The organism is Streptomyces sp. NPDC017979 (assembly GCF_044328175.1).
Lineage (GTDB): Bacteria > Actinomycetota > Actinomycetes > Streptomycetales > Streptomycetaceae > Streptomyces.
This window is the reverse complement of record NZ_JBIRGU010000004.1, coordinates 1-13,555: the sequence shown is the minus strand read 5'-3', so window position 1 is coordinate 13,555 and position 13,555 is coordinate 1. Positions and strand designations below refer to the sequence as shown.

The 13,555-nt window shown below is 70.8% G+C and carries 14 protein-coding genes and 1 pseudogene; 8 read left to right on the top strand and 7 right to left on the bottom strand.

Annotated features, from left to right (window positions below; genetic code table 11):
- Positions 1 to 48: 48 nt before the first annotated feature.
- On the bottom strand, positions 49 to 720 hold the full coding sequence (locus tag ACH4E8_RS13040) for a DUF305 domain-containing protein (RefSeq protein WP_398448278.1): 672 nt from the start codon (positions 718 to 720) through the stop codon (positions 49 to 51).
- A gap of 172 nt (positions 721 to 892) precedes the next feature.
- Between ACH4E8_RS13040 and ACH4E8_RS13035 the strand changes: the two genes are divergently transcribed.
- Entirely contained in the window at positions 893 to 2,425 is a 1,533-nt protein-coding gene (locus ACH4E8_RS13035; RefSeq protein ID WP_398447355.1) for an LVIVD repeat-containing protein, read from the top strand.
- Here the strand turns inward: ACH4E8_RS13035 and ACH4E8_RS13030 are convergent.
- The 4 genes from ACH4E8_RS13030 to ACH4E8_RS13015 all read right to left on the bottom strand — a co-directional run bounded on the left by ACH4E8_RS13030 (position 2,422) and on the right by ACH4E8_RS13015 (position 5,842).
- Positions 2,422 to 3,126: a TetR/AcrR family transcriptional regulator gene (locus tag ACH4E8_RS13030; protein ID WP_398447353.1), complete on the bottom strand. Its 705-nt coding sequence runs from the start codon at positions 3,124 to 3,126 to the stop codon at positions 2,422 to 2,424. The two genes, ACH4E8_RS13035 and ACH4E8_RS13030, sit on opposite strands and share 4 nt — an antisense overlap.
- A gap of 196 nt (positions 3,127 to 3,322) precedes the next feature.
- Positions 3,323 to 3,943: a phosphatase PAP2 family protein gene (locus ACH4E8_RS13025; protein ID WP_398447351.1), complete on the bottom strand. Its 621-nt coding sequence runs from the start codon at positions 3,941 to 3,943 to the stop codon at positions 3,323 to 3,325.
- 298 nt (positions 3,944 to 4,241) lie between these two features.
- Positions 4,242 to 5,177, bottom strand: a complete 936-nt coding sequence (locus ACH4E8_RS13020; RefSeq protein WP_398447349.1) for a M56 family metallopeptidase — start codon at positions 5,175 to 5,177, stop codon at positions 4,242 to 4,244.
- Positions 5,178 to 5,287: 110 nt separating this feature from the next.
- Positions 5,288 to 5,842 carry a DUF5134 domain-containing protein gene (locus ACH4E8_RS13015; protein WP_398447347.1) on the bottom strand — a complete coding sequence of 185 codons (555 nt, stop codon included), beginning with the start codon at positions 5,840 to 5,842 and terminating at the stop codon, positions 5,288 to 5,290.
- A gap of 215 nt (positions 5,843 to 6,057) precedes the next feature.
- Between ACH4E8_RS13015 and ACH4E8_RS13010 the strand changes: the two genes are divergently transcribed.
- The gene (locus ACH4E8_RS13010; protein ID WP_398447345.1) at positions 6,058 to 6,609 is read left to right on the top strand and encodes a GNAT family N-acetyltransferase; all 552 of its coding nucleotides are present in this window, start codon (positions 6,058 to 6,060) and stop codon (positions 6,607 to 6,609) included.
- A 35-nt stretch (positions 6,610 to 6,644) separates the two neighbouring features.
- On the opposite strand, the gene ACH4E8_RS13005 is transcribed toward ACH4E8_RS13010, so the two are convergent.
- On the bottom strand, positions 6,645 to 7,328 hold the full coding sequence (locus ACH4E8_RS13005; protein WP_398447343.1) for a glycerophosphodiester phosphodiesterase: 684 nt from the start codon (positions 7,326 to 7,328) through the stop codon (positions 6,645 to 6,647).
- Between the two features lie 296 nt (positions 7,329 to 7,624).
- Between ACH4E8_RS13005 and ACH4E8_RS13000 the strand changes: the two genes are divergently transcribed.
- The 5 genes from ACH4E8_RS13000 (at position 7,625) to ACH4E8_RS12980 (ending at position 12,261) form a co-directional block, all read left to right on the top strand.
- Complete coding sequence (locus tag ACH4E8_RS13000; protein WP_398447341.1) at positions 7,625 to 9,040, top strand: DUF6421 family protein; 1,416 nt, start codon at positions 7,625 to 7,627, stop codon at positions 9,038 to 9,040.
- 26 nt (positions 9,041 to 9,066) lie between these two features.
- Positions 9,067 to 9,819: an SDR family NAD(P)-dependent oxidoreductase gene (locus tag ACH4E8_RS12995; RefSeq protein WP_398448276.1), complete on the top strand. Its 753-nt coding sequence runs from the start codon at positions 9,067 to 9,069 to the stop codon at positions 9,817 to 9,819.
- A complete protein-coding gene (locus ACH4E8_RS12990) occupies positions 9,798 to 10,895 on the top strand; it encodes a threonine aldolase family protein (protein WP_398447339.1) in 1,098 nt (365 codons plus the stop codon). The genes ACH4E8_RS12995 and ACH4E8_RS12990 overlap by 22 nt, the downstream gene beginning before the upstream one ends.
- Before the next feature lie 80 nt (positions 10,896 to 10,975).
- Positions 10,976 to 11,554: a transglutaminase domain-containing protein gene (locus tag ACH4E8_RS12985; RefSeq protein WP_398447337.1), complete on the top strand. Its 579-nt coding sequence runs from the start codon at positions 10,976 to 10,978 to the stop codon at positions 11,552 to 11,554.
- 14 nt (positions 11,555 to 11,568) lie between these two features.
- On the top strand, positions 11,569 to 12,261 hold the full coding sequence (locus ACH4E8_RS12980; RefSeq protein ID WP_398447335.1) for a B3/4 domain-containing protein: 693 nt from the start codon (positions 11,569 to 11,571) through the stop codon (positions 12,259 to 12,261).
- Positions 12,262 to 12,273: 12 nt separating this feature from the next.
- Here the strand turns inward: ACH4E8_RS12980 and ACH4E8_RS12975 are convergent, their stop codons facing one another.
- Positions 12,274 to 12,996 carry a lysophospholipid acyltransferase family protein gene (locus tag ACH4E8_RS12975; RefSeq protein ID WP_398447333.1) on the bottom strand — a complete coding sequence of 241 codons (723 nt, stop codon included), beginning with the start codon at positions 12,994 to 12,996 and terminating at the stop codon, positions 12,274 to 12,276.
- A gap of 396 nt (positions 12,997 to 13,392) precedes the next feature.
- On the opposite strand from ACH4E8_RS12975, the pseudogene ACH4E8_RS12970 reads away from it, so the two are divergent.
- Positions 13,393 to 13,555, top strand: a pseudogene (locus tag ACH4E8_RS12970) (electron transfer flavoprotein subunit beta); the annotation flags it as partial.

Below are 13,555 nucleotides of genomic sequence, written 5' to 3'. Positions count from 1 at the left end.
CACCGGGGAGGTTCCGGACGTGCGTCGTCACTCCGTCGCCGCGCTCCGTCACATCTTCTGCATCCGGCCGATCTCGGCGGACTGCTGGGAGATCACGTCGTTCGCCATCTCCTGGACCAGGGTGTTCCGGCCGTCGGACAGCGCGTCGGCGGCCATGCTGACGGCTCCCTGGTGGTGGGTGATCATCAACTTGAGGAAGAGGTCGTCGAACGCCTCGCCCTTCGCCGCCCGCAACTGGTCGAGCTGGGCTTCGGTGGCCATGCCGGGCATCGCCATCGCGCCGTGGTCGTGGCCGCCCTCCTTGGGCTTCTTGGCGGCGAACCGTTTCAGCCAGCCGTTCATCGCGTCGATCTCCGGCTTCTGGGCGGCGGAGATCCGCTCCGCCACGCCCTTGACCTGCGCGGCGGCCGCGCGCTCGGGCACCAGCGCGGTCATGGTGAGCGCCTGGGCGTGGTGCTTGACCATCATCTCGGCGTACGCGAAGTCGGCGGCGTTGGGCGAATCGTCCGGCACGGCTTTCGCGGCCTGCTCGGGGGAGAGCGTCTTCGCGGCCTCACCGGGCTTGCCCGGGGCCACGACCGAGCCCTGCGCCGCGTTGGAGCCGGCAGCGCCGGAGTCCGAATCCGAGTCGCAGGCGCTCAGGGCGAGCGCTGCGACCAGGGCGAGGACGGCCAAGGCGGCCGGTCCACGGGTGCCGGCGGTCGGGGGTTGGCGGAACACGGTGACCTCCTGGGGCACTTGGCTGAGAGCGACCGTTGTAAGCAGTTCCCCGGCATGGAGATCAAAAACTTTCATGACGGGCGTGTTGCGCTCTATTGAAATGCGCATGCTAAGCAAGATACTTCCGTGGTGTGTGAACCGTTCGACCAGAACGGACACGAGGGAGGACGCAGTGACCCTGTTGCACACCACCCGAGCGCGGCGCAGACGACTGGGCGTGGCGGCAGCCGCGGCTGGCCTGTTCGCGACCCTGCTCACGGCCGCACCGGCGGCCGCGATACCCGACCCCGGGGACGGTCCCGTCCAGCAGAAGGAGGTCAGCTCCGGCCAAGTGGCCGAGGCCCGCACCGCCATCAAGAGCGGCGAGATACCCGGCGTGGACGAGATCGTCCGCAGCGACAACGTCGAACACCTCGCCAACATCCCCAAGGACGCCCTCAAGGGCACCAACTCCGACCTCGCGTTCCAGGGCAAGTACGCCTACGCGGGGAACTACGACGGCTTCCGGATCTTCGACATCTCCAACCCGAAGTCCCCGAAGACCGTCTCCCAGGTGCTCTGCCCCGGCTCCCAGAACGACATCTCCGTCTCCGGGAACCTGCTCTTCCTGTCCACCGACTCGTCCCGCAGCGACGACTCGTGCGCCAGCAAGTCGCAGTCGGCGACGGTGAAGGACTCCTGGGAGGGCATGAAGGTCTTCGACATCAGCGACAAGCGCAACCCGAAGTACGTCGCTGCCGTCGAGACGCCGTGCGGCTCGCACACCCACACGCTGGTGCCCGAGCGCCGCAACGTCTACGTGTACGTCTCCTCGTACGCGCCGAACGCGGCCTTCCCGGACTGCCAGCCGCCGCACGACGGCATCTCCATCATCAAGGTGCCGCGCAAGGCGCCCGAGCAGGCGAAGATGATCGGCTTCCCGGTGCTCTTCCCGGGTGACGGCCCCGACGGCGGCGGCAACCCGGGTGGGCCCACCAACCCGGGCGTGTCCAAGACCACGGGCTGCCACGACATCACCGTGCTCCCCTCGAAGGACCTGGCGGCCGGCGCCTGCATGGGCGACGGCATCCTGTTCTCCATCAAGGACCCGGAGCGGCCGAAGGTCATCGACCAGGTGCAGGACAACGTGAACTTCGCGTTCTGGCACTCGGCGACCTTCAACCAGGACACCAACAAGATCGTCTTCACCGACGAGCTCGGCGGCGGCGGCGCGGCGACCTGCAACGCGGAGATCGGTCCCAACCGCGGTGCCAACGGCATCTACGACCTCGTCGGCAAGGGCGACAAGCGCGAGCTCGTCTTCCGCAGCTACTTCAAGATCCCGCGCCACCAGGCCGACACCGAGAACTGCGTGGCGCACAACGGCTCGATCATCCCGGTCAAGGGCCGCGACATCATGGTCCAGTCGTGGTACCAGGGCGGGGTGTCCTTCTGGGACTTCACCGACTCGTCCAAGCCCAAGGAGATCGGCTACTTCGAGCGCGGCCCCATCTCCGTCACCGACTTCATCGGCGGCGGGACCTGGTCCGCGTACTACTACAACGGATACGTCTACTCCAACGACATGGTGAAGGGCCTGGACATCCTGAAGATCAACGACAGGCGTACGGACCCGGCGAAGAAGGTGCGGTTGGACGAGCTGAACGTCCAGACGCAGCCGGACTACTTCGACCGTGACGAGGACGACGACGAGGACGACGACTAGCGCGTCCGACGCGCCTGACGCGGCGGGGGAGCCTGCTCCTTGAGCCGGCCCTGCGGGGCCGGCCCCGCGCCGAGGGGCGTCAGCGGGTGTTCCGCCGGGTGGACCGCACCACCCGGCGGAACGCCGAGTTGCCAGTCCAGCCCGTAGCGCTGGAACAGGTCCGCCCGCAGCAGCTCCCGGGGCATCGGGGCCCCCGGCAGCACGATCGCGAAGACGGCCCCCATCAGCCGGGCGCGCAGCATCGGATAGTCCACCTCGACCGCGTCCGAGCCGTACCGCTGCACCGCCTCGCCCAGCAGGGCGGCCAGCCGCTGCTGCTCGGGGCACTGCACGAAGCCCTCCGCCTGGAGCACCCCCGACATGTGCGCGCGCATCAGCACGGGGCGGTCCACGCCGAGGCCGAGCACGGCGTCGATCGCCCGGGCGAGGACGTCCCGACCGTCGTCCGACCGCGGCTCGCGGTTGAGCGCCTCCTCCAGCGTGCGGTGCATCAGCCGGTGGACGGCGGACTGCAACAGCTGGCGCTTGCCCGGGAAGTAGTACGAGACGAGGCCGCGCGCGGAGCCGGCCCGGTCCGCGATGTCGGCGAGGGTCGTGGTGTCGTAGCCCCGCTCGTCGACCAACTCGACCGTCGCCTGGAGCAGTCGGTCCCGGGAACGCCGGCGAAGCTCTTCATTGACCGATGGGCTCCGCGGGGACATGCTGGACTCCTGCGTTGACTGGCTCACAGCCAATATACTCAGCGCAGGCCCCCGCACGACCGCGAGGTCGGTTCGACGGGGGTGTCGACCGGACCGGGCGACGCGGGGGATCGCCCGGTCCGGAAGACGTGCCAGTTGTCAATGGCGAGACGCGACGGAAGCGAAGTCGGCGCGTTGTCGACGCTCCGAAGGGCCGTCAGAGGGCCGGGTCCCGGCCCGTCCGGCGTGCCACCCGCTCGTACGCGCCGATCGACAGCGCCACCCAAGCGGCTCCCAGCAACCAGCCGCCGAGCACGTCCGTGGGCCAGTGGACCCCGAGGTAGAGCCGGGTCGCCCCCACTCCGATGACAGACACGACCGCGACCGCCACGCACACGGACCACCACGCGCCGCGCAGCCCGTGCCGCCGCAGCAACCACAGCAGCAGACCGCAGACGACGGTCGCCACCATCGCGTGGCCGGACGGGAAGGCCGCGTAGTGCGCCGAGTCGACGGGATCCGGCCACTGCGGGCGCTCGCGGCCCACTGCCGCCTTCAGCGACTGCTGGATGACGGCCCCCAGCGCCACCGTCCCCGCCACCCACAGGCCGAGCAGCCATTCGCGCCGCCACCACAGCCACAGCACGGCCACCGTGATCAGGGCGCGCATCGTCCATGGATCCCAGACCCAGTCGGAGAGGATCCGGTTCGCCTGGACGAGGTTGGGCTCGGTCACCGCCCTGCGGTGCAGGGCCCGCGCGATCGACCGGTCGAAGGACATCAGGGGGGACCAGGCGGCGGCGACCAGCCAGAGTAGGACGCCCGACAGCAGCGCCAACACCGCTCCGAGCTGGGCCGGCCGGCCTAAGGCGAGCCGTTGCCGGCCGCGGCCGGGGGGAGGGGGCGGCGGGGAGCCGGGAGTCTCAGGTGGCCCATGCGATCCGGGGGGACCAGGAGGGCCAGGAGGGCCAGGAGGTCCAGGGGGCCCAGAGGAACCAGGAGGCCCGGGAGACGGGTCATACGGGGGATGCATGGGCCGATCTTCCCCGTTGGCCGAGCCCCGGGCCATCCCCGTGCAGGGCCGGTGTGGCGCGGCGTCGGTGGGCGTCGTCGACCGGCGTGCAGGGCCGAAGGGGTCAGCCCAGCGCGCGCAGCGCGGGCACGAACGCCACCAGCACCGGCACCACCGGCACCAGCGCCGCGGCCGCGGTCAGCTTGAGCCGGCGGAACGGAGCCAGCCGCGGCGTGGCCGCCAGCAGCCGGTGCACCCGCTGCGGCAGGTGGTCGTGTTGCGGCGGGCAGGGCCCGAACACCCCGCGGTCCTCGTTCAGTTCGACCAGCGCCAGCGCGATCGTCAACCGTCCGAACCGCTTGGACGCCACGTCGTCGGCGGCCAACTCCACCAGCCGGTGCATCTCGTCGCGGAACGCGGCGAACACCGGGACCTGGGGAAAGCCGTTGGCCAGCGCACCGGAGGTGTGCAGCAGCCAATCGTGCCGGGCCCGGGCGTGCCCCTGCTCGTGCGCCAGCACCGCATCGATTTGGCGCCCCTTCAGCCGGCGCAACGCGGCCGTGGTGATGACGAGTTGGGGCGTCGCCCCCGGCAACCACCAAGCGCCCGGGCGAGCGCCCTCCAGCACCACGAGCCGTTCGCCTTCGGTCTGCTCGCCCGGCATCAGCGGAGCCCGCACCAGCAAATCCCGGCGACGGCGGCGGCGCTGCCCCCGGGCGATGCGCACCTCACGCGTCAGCATCGCCAACGACCACAGCCCGCCGCAGGCCAGGACGACCGCGAGCCCAGCGGCCCAGGGCCCTTCCGTGCCGAGTGCGTACGCCTCCACCACGCCCTGCGGCGCAGGCGCGAACACGTGTCCCCGGACGAGCTGCCACGCCGCGGCGGCGCTGAAGGTCATCGACAGCGCGAACGAGAGCAGCACCGCGGCCACCACGCACTGCCACACCCACAAGGCCACGATCGGTTCTCGCTCCGACCAATCTGCGCGCGACACCAGACGGGGCGCCGCCACAGCGGCCAGCGCGCCGAGCAACAGCAGCACGAGGGGGACCAGCATGGCACCAGCCTATGAGTGCCGTACCACCTGCGGATATGATCTCGCCCGCCAAGTGACGTACGCCACGGTTTCCCGCCCGGTGCGCCGGGGTCACCGGCACACCCCCCGCCTCACATCGCGCTCAACATCGCGAGCATCCCGAGCCCCATCGCCAGCCGGCACGCCGGCAGCAGCTCCGGCAGCGGCGCGGCCGCCGCCGGCCCCGTGGCGCCGGCCGGCACCAGTCGGATCCCCGAACGAACCACGTACACCGCGTAGTACGCCAGCAGCACGCCCGTCAGCAGCGGCAGCCCCGTCGAGGCGTCCGGCGCGTGCCCGCCGTGCCCCGCCGCCCCGCCGGCCGGCCGGGCCATCGCCACCGCCATGTACACCATCGCGAGCGAGCCGACGAGGTGGTGCAGATGGTGGGCGCCGCGCCGGGCCGCCCACAGGGACGCCAGCGCCGCGCACCCGAAGACCGCCGCGTACCCCGTCCACGTCCAGCGGGGCGGCGCCAGTACGGCGGCGGGCACCGCCATCACGGCCATCCCCAACCCCATCAGCGCCTCGTCGCCCGCGGCCCGCCGGGCGTCCCCGGAGCAGTCCCGCAACCGCAGCAGGCAGTACGCGCCGGTGGTCCCGCCCAGTGCGACGAGCAGCCAACCGGGCAGCACGGCTCCGTGCACGGGTGCCTCCCCCCCCTCGTGACGGTGTCGAACGCGACCGCGTCGAAGGTGCGATGCCCGCGGGAGCCGGAGCGCACCCGAGCGCACAGAGGTGTACGGGGGTGCGTAGGGGAGCGCACCACCGCGCCACGCTCCCCTTACGTCGACGACGTAGTCTGTGCGGCGCCCCGTGCCCGACCGTCGAGGTCCCGCCGTTGAGAGGAAGAGCCACGCCCATGAGCAGCGCACCGCCCCGGAACCTCGCGCACCTCACCTTCCGCGCAGCGCAGGAGGAGGACGTGCCCGCGCTGGTCGCGCTGGTCCAGTCCGCCTACCGGGGCGAGGAGAGCAAGCTCGGCTGGTCGTCCGAGGCCGATCTGATCGCCGGCATCCGCATCGACGCCGAGGGCGTCCGCACGATCATCCGGGCTCCCGACAGCCGGCTCGTCGTGGTGGCCGACGGCAGCGAGACGGTCTCCTGCTTCCACCTCGAACGCCGCGGGGAGTGGGCGTACTTCGGCCTGTTCGCCGTGCGCCCCGGACTCCAGGGCGTCGGTGTCGGCCGCCGCGTCATCGGCGCGGCCGAAGAGATGGCCCGGGCGGAGTGGTCCGCGCGCGAGGTGCGGATGACGGTGATCGCGCAGCGGGTGGAGCTGATCGCCTGGTACGAGCGGTGCGGATACCGCCGTACCGGACGGCTGTCGCCCTTCCCCTACGGCGACGAGCGCGTGGGCACCCCGCTGCGCGACGACCTGGTCTTCGAGGAACTGGTCAAGGAGCTGGGCTGACGCACCGGTGCGGTCGGACCACGAGGGGGTGCGGGTTACGCCGTGAACCGGCCGGTGCGCCGGATCTCGGGGAAGTCGGTGGTCACCCCGTCGAGTTCGAGGGCGCGCGCCAGCTTCAGCTGCTCCTGGGTGTTCACCACCCAGCCGATCACCCGCAGCCCCTCCTCGTGCGCCCGCTCCGTGGTTTCCAGGGTGAGCCGGCGGATGTTCAGCGCGAGCCAGTCGGCGCCGACGGCGGTCGCGCGGTCCACGACGTCGTTGCCCCAACGGCTGGCGATCAGCACGGTCCGCACCCCCGGCACCAGCGCGGCGATCTCGGCCACGGCGTCGTCGTGGAAGGAGGAGACCGTCACGCGCCCGGCGAGGTCGTGGCGGAGCATCACGTCGGCGAGCGCCTGCGCCGCCGCCACGTCCTTGATCTCCGCCTGGAGGGGCGCCTTGACCGCCTCCAGGACCTCCTCGAACACGGGCACCCGCTCCCCCCGGCCCGCGTCCAGGCCGCGCAGCTCCGCCAGGGTCTTGTCGGCCACCGGGCCGGACCCGTCGGTCGTGCGGTCCACGTCGGCGTCGTGCATGACGACGAGTGCGCCGTCCTTGCTCAGGTGGAGGTCGAGTTCGATGGAGTCCATGCCGGTGCGTTCCGCCCGGATGAAGGAGCGCAGGGTGTTCTCCGGCTCGACGCCCATGACCCCGCGATGACCGATGGTGAGGAAAGTCAAGATTCTCTCGCTTCCGTCGACGGCGGCTCCCGCGCGGCAGCCTGACGACGCCGCCCGGCATGGCGCAGCCTAACCGTCCGTCGCCGCATGGGAACCGTTCGTGCGCCCACCTCTGGGGCAGACCGCTCCTGTGGGTGATTCGACCGAGGGAAGAGCGTGTTCCCGCCGGCCTGGACCGTAAACCTTCCTGCGATCAAGGGGGCTGCGCAGGATAATTTCCGTAGGGGTCACTTGTCCGGAAGAACGCCACATGGATACGGTGTCTTGACGCAAGGTTCTCCTGTGGAGGAAGTGACATGACGGAAATTCTTGTGAAGGGCGCAGACGCGGCCGCCATATCCACCGCCCAGTCGGTTGCCGAGCACCCGGCGTGGCCGAGGCTCAAGAATGCCGTCGAGCAGATCCGGCCCTGGCAGTCCAAGGACGGCTCGATCGACTTCGACGCCGACGGCGCGCCCATCCGGGCCGCCGCCGAAGCCGTCGTCGAGACGGTCGTCGAGGCCGTCGAAGAGCTGTCGCCGCTGCTGCCGCACGACGCCGCGTACCACCGCGCGCTCGTCGCGGACCTGCGCGCCTGGGCCGACGGCGCCTTCGGCGTGCCGGACTTCTTGGACTCGCTGCTCGCCTTCCACCCCGCCGCCAACCGGGTCGACGGCCTCCAGCACCTCGTCGTCTTCCCCATGTACACCCAGAACGGCAACCCGGACCGCAACCTGGAAGCCGTCGTGCTGCGCATGGTGTGGCCGGAGTGGCTGGCCGAGCTGGAGCGCACCCGCTACGACAACCCCCTCTTCTGCGGCATCACCTTCGAGGACTTCACCGCCGGGTACGACACCAACTCCGCGGTCCTCTTCCCGGAGACCATCGCCGTGCGGGAGGCCCCCGAGCGCTTCACCTGGGGCGGCATCTTCTGCGACCGCGAGGCCGCCCGCTTCCGCGCCGTCACCACGGCCGCCGTCGACGTCCTGGGCCTGGAGCTGCCCGAGGACATCCGCGCCATGGTCGAGGACCAGCAGCGCTGCCAGGAGGCGTTCGTGCTGTGGGACATGGTCCACGACCGCACCCACAGCCACGGCGACCTGCCCTTCGACCCCTTCATGATCAAGCAGCGCCAGCCGTTCTGGATGTACGGCCTGGAGGAGCTGCGCTGCGACCTGACCGCCTTCAAGGCGGCCGTGCAGCTGGAGGCCGACGGCGTCGCGCAGGGGCGCGACGTGCAGTACGCGGTCCTCTTCGACCGCATGTTCCGCTTCCCGGTCACCGGCGAGCGCGTGCGCAACTACGACGGCCTCGGCGGCCAGCTCCTCTTCGCCTACCTCCACCAGCACGACGTGGTGCGCTGGACCGACAACACCCTGAAGATCGACTGGGAGCGCGCACCGCAGGTCACCAACCAGCTCTGCGCCGAGATCGAGAAGCTCTACCGCGACGGCATCGACCGCCCCAAGCTGGTCCACTGGTTCGCCGCGTACGATCTGGTCTCCACCTACCTCGCGCCGCACCCGGGCTCCCGCTGGGCCAAGGGCCCCGACGCCCTCGACCTGTCGCAGCCGCCCCGCAAGCTCGTGGACGACGTGCTTCCCGACGAGTTTCCGCTCAGCATGTTCTATGAGGCCCTGGGCAAGAAGCTCAAGAAGGTGATCGCCGGAACCAAGGGGATTCGTGCGAACGGCCCCGCGGTGGACGGCGCTGCCTCGGGGGCTGCCGCGTGACCGTGCGCAACGAGGAGGCGACCGAGATGAAGAACTCCAACGGCCCGCTGGAAGGAGCCGTCGTCGCGGTCGCCGGAGCGGCGGGCCCGGCGGGGCGCGCCGCCCTGCTGCGGCTCGCCGAAGCCGGCGCCACCGTCGTCGGCGCCGACGCCGACCCCGAGCGGCTCGCGGAGGCCGTCGACGCGGCCCGGTACGCCCACGGCGGCGCGACCGTCACCGGCGACACCGTCGACCTGCTCGACCTCGCCGCGACCCGCGAGTGGGCGGACAAGACCGAGAAGGAGTTCGGCCGGATCGACGGCCTGGTGCACCTGGTCGGCGGCTGGCGCGGCAGCGCCTCCTTCGCCGAGACCAAGATGTCCGACTGGGACCTCCTGGAACGACTGCTGATCCGCACCGTGCAGCACACCTCCCTCGCCTTCCACGACGGGCTGCTGCGCAGCGACCGCGGGCGGTTCCTGCTGATCAGCGCGGCCGGCGCCAGCAAGCCCACCGCGGGCAACGCGGCGTACTCCGCGGCCAAGGCCGCCGCCGAGGCGTGGACGCTGGCCCTCGGCGACGCCTTCCGCAAGGAAGGGGGCGACGGCGGCCCGAGCGCCGCTGCTGCGATCCTGGTGGTGAAGGCTCTGGTGCACGACGCGATGCGTGCCGAGCGACCGAACGCCAAGTTCGCGGGCTTCACGGACGTCACGGAGCTGGCCGATGCCATCGCCGGCGTCTGGGACCGGCCCGCCACGGAAGTGAATGGACAGCGCCTGTGGCTGACGCCCCAACCGTGAGGACGACCCCCGCACCGACGGCCGCCCGCCGCCATCACGACCCCGACGTCCGCGGGTTCGCCAGCGACAACTACGCGGGCGTGCACCCCGAAGTCCTCGCGGCGCTCGCCCTCGCCAACGGCGGCCACCAGGTCGCCTACGGCGAGGACGAGTACACCGAACACCTCCAGCGCATCATGCACAGCCACTTCGGCCCCACCGCCGAAGCGTTCCCCGTCTTCAACGGCACCGGCGCCAACGTCACCGCGCTGCAGGCGCTCACCGACCGGTGGGGCGCGGTGATCTGCGCCCAGACCGCCCACATCAACGTGGACGAGGGCGGCGCCCCCGAACGCATGGGCGGACTGAAGCTGCTGACCGTGCCGACGCCCGACGGCAAGCTCACCCCCGAGCTGATCGACCGGGAGGCGTACGGCTGGGACGACGAGCACCGGGCGATGCCGCAGGTCGTGTCGATCACCCAGAACACCGAGCTGGGTACGGTCTACACGCCGGCCGAGATCCGCGCGATCGTCGAGCACTCCCACGAGCGCGGGATGAAGGTGCACCTCGACGGCGCCCGGATATCCAACGCCGCGGCCTCCTTGGACGTCCCCATGCGGACGTTCACCAACGCCGTCGGCGTCGACGTCATCACCTTCGGCGGCACGAAGAACGGCATGATGTTCGGCGAAGCCGTCGTCGTGCTGAACCCGGACGCCGTCAGCCACATGAAGCACCTGCGCAAGCTGTCCATGCAGCTCGCGTCCAAGATGCGGTTCGTCTCTGTACAGCTCGAAGCGCTGCTCGCGCGCGACCTGTGGCTGCGCAACGCCCGGCACGCCAACGCCATGGCGCAGCGGCTCGCCGAAGGCGTGCGCCAGGTCGACGGGGTGCAGATCCTGCACCCCGTCCAGGCCAACGCGGTCTTCGCCCGGCTGCCGCACGACGTCAGCGTGCGCCTGCAACAGCGCTTCCGCTTCTACTTCTGGGACGAAGCGGCGGGCGACGTGCGCTGGATGTGCTCCTTCGACACCACCGAGGACGACGTCGACGCCTTCGTCCAGGCGCTGAAGGAGGAGTCGGCCCGCGGCTGACCCCGGACACCCCTGCATGAGTATGCGGCCGACCGTAAATCGATTGATTGCGGTCGGCCGGCTGCCTAGGGTGGTCCGTCATGGAGCTGATGCAGCAGACCGCCGACCTGTCCGCCTACCTCGTCGCCGACGAAGCCGTGGACCACGAGCACCCGCTCGTCCGCGAGACCGCCGCCCGCCTGCGCGCCACCGCTCCGGACGCGTACGGCTACGCCCGATCGGCCTTCGAACACGTCCGGGACACGATCCCGCACTCCGCCGACGCCGGGGACGACCGCGTGACCTGGCGCGCCTCGGACGTGCTGCGGCTGCGGACCGGCATCTGCTACGCCAAGGCCCACGCCCTGGCCGCACTGCTGCGCGCCGAAGCCATTCCCGCCGCGCTCTGCTACCAGAACCTCGGCGTGGTCCACGGCCTCGTCGCCCTCAGGCTGCCGGGGCGCACGACCTGGTCGCGGGTGGACCCCAGGGGCAACAAGCCCGGCGTCGACGCCCGGTTCTCGCTCGACGAGGAGCGGTTGGCCTTCCCGGTCCGTCCGGAGTCCAATGAGGTGGACTATCCAGAGCTGTATGCTGCACCCCATCCGGTCGTCCTCGCAGCCCTGAAGGCCGCGCCCGACCGGGAGCACCTGCTTGCGCACCTTCCCACCGCACTGTGATGAGGCACTTCGGCATGGCGATCACCATCACCGTCTCCGACGACGTCAGGCACCTCGCGCCCGGCTACACCCACCTGGCGATCGAGGCGTACGGCCTGGTCAACGGGGACAGCACCGAGGACAGTTCCGCCCTCCTCGACGACGCCGCGCGCCGGCTCGCCCGGCGCCTCGACGCCCGCGCCCCGCACGAGGACCCGCACATGGTCGCCTGGCGCTCGGCCTTCACCGGCTTCGGCGCCAAGCCCTCCCGCACCCGCAACTCCGCGGAGGCGCTGGCGAAGCGGGCCCTGGCCGACGGCGGACTCCCGCGGATCAACCTCCTCGTCGACCTCTACAACGCCATCAGCGTCGCCCATCTGCTCCCCGTCGGCGGCGAGGACCTCGACCGGATCCAGGGCGGCATGCACCTGATCCGTGCCGTCGGCGACGAGCCCTTCGGCACCGTCGCCGCGGGCGAGGAGAGCGTGGAGAACCCGGAGCCGGGCGAGGTCGTGTGGCGGGACGACGCGGGCGTCACCTGCCGCCGCTGGTGCTGGCGCCAGGGGGTGCGCACCCGCCTCACCGAGGAGACGACGAACGCGCTCTTCCTGCTGGAGGCGATGGCCCCCACGGGCGCCGCCGAGCTGGAGGCCGCCGGCGCCGAACTGGTCGAGTCGCTGGAGAAGTTCAGCCCGGGCGCGCGGGTCGTGCTCCACGCGCCGGCCTGACGCTCCCCGAGGTCAGTGGACCCCGCGGAGCTCCTCCGGGGTCGGCGCCGTGCCCCCGAGGTGCGCGGGCATCCACCAGGTGTCCGAGGCGTCCCGGGGGCGTACCGGGTAGGCGCGCTGCGCCGCTTCCAGCAGCTCCTGCACGCGCTCGCGCAGCCGGCGGGTGATCGCGCCCGCGTACTGGTCCGCGGGCGCCTCGACCGGCTCGCCCACCCGGATCGTCACCGGGATGTGGCTGCGCTTGAGGTTCCGCGGACGCCCCTTGGTCCACAGCCGCTGCGTACCCCACAGGGCCATCGGGATCAGCGGCACCCCGGCCTCCTGCGCCAGTCGCGCGGCACCGGACTTGAACGACTTCAGCGTGAACGACTGCGAGATGGTCGCCTCGGGGAAGACGCCGACGATCTCGCCCGAACGCAGCGATTCGAGGGCGTGGCGGTAGGCCGCGTCGCCCTGGGCCCGGTCGACCGGGATGTGCTTCATCCCGCGCATCAGCGGGCCGCCGATCCGGTGCCGGAAGACCGACTCCTTGGCCATGAAGCGCACCAGGCGCTTCTGGGGGAGGGCACCGAGGCCGGTGAAGATGAAGTCCAGATAGCTGATGTGGTTGCTGACCAGCACGGCGCCGCCCGAACGCGGGATGTTCTGCGACCCCTGAATGTCGATCTTGAGGTCCAGCGCCTTGAACATCGTGCGCGCCGCGCCGATGACCGGCGGGTAGACGAGCTCTGCCATGCGGGGAGGATCCTTTAGTCGTGCCCGGGGAGGGTTCTCCCGGCGGAAGTTACGCAGCCGTAGGTATTCGGTGCTGGGCAGATCGTGCCCCATGTGGCGCCCGCTGGCCAGTCCTGGGGTGCGGACCGGGCGAGATTCTCATCACGTCGCCCTTTTCCGTCCATCGGCTCATATGCGGGGGCGCCGCCCTGACGTCGGCAAGGTCACAGATCCAAGCGCTTGCTCAGGAGCCCGTTCAATGGCGTACTGGTAAGTAATATTTTGACCGGAGCCCCGGTCGATTCGACCGGAAACCCCGACTGTGGGCACTTATGCTGCCTCACAGCGCTGTCCCCAGGCTTCCGGGCCAGGGGTGCCACGGATTTGGCCACTGCGAGTAGGCAAAGAGGAGTCGGCGTGAGCTTGAAGATTGTTGTGTGTGTGAAGTACGTGCCTGACGCGAGTGGTGACCGGGGTTTCGGTGGGGATTTGACGGTGGATCGTGAGGGTGTGGACGGTCTGTTGTCGGAGTTGGATGAGTATGCGGTGGAGCAGGCGTTGCGGGTTGCTGAGGCGTCGG

What these genes read in the sequence shown, in the direction of transcription:
- ACH4E8_RS13020 (WP_398447349.1), bottom strand. Translation starts at nt 5,177, where the DNA reads ATGCTGGTCCCCCTCGTGCTGCTGTTGCTCGGCGCGCTGGCCGCTGTG.
- ACH4E8_RS13030 (WP_398447353.1), bottom strand. Translation starts at nt 3,126, where the DNA reads ATGTCCCCGCGGAGCCCATCGGTCAATGAAGAGCTTCGCCGGCGTTCC.
- ACH4E8_RS12980 (WP_398447335.1), top strand. Translation starts at nt 11,569, where the DNA reads ATGGCGATCACCATCACCGTCTCCGACGACGTCAGGCACCTCGCGCCC.
- ACH4E8_RS13000 (WP_398447341.1), top strand. Translation starts at nt 7,625, where the DNA reads ATGACGGAAATTCTTGTGAAGGGCGCAGACGCGGCCGCCATATCCACC.
- ACH4E8_RS12975 (WP_398447333.1), bottom strand. Translation starts at nt 12,996, where the DNA reads ATGGCAGAGCTCGTCTACCCGCCGGTCATCGGCGCGGCGCGCACGATG.
- ACH4E8_RS13010 (WP_398447345.1), top strand. Translation starts at nt 6,058, where the DNA reads ATGAGCAGCGCACCGCCCCGGAACCTCGCGCACCTCACCTTCCGCGCA.
- ACH4E8_RS12985 (WP_398447337.1), top strand. Translation starts at nt 10,976, where the DNA reads ATGGAGCTGATGCAGCAGACCGCCGACCTGTCCGCCTACCTCGTCGCC.
- ACH4E8_RS12995 (WP_398448276.1), top strand. Translation starts at nt 9,067, where the DNA reads ATGAAGAACTCCAACGGCCCGCTGGAAGGAGCCGTCGTCGCGGTCGCC.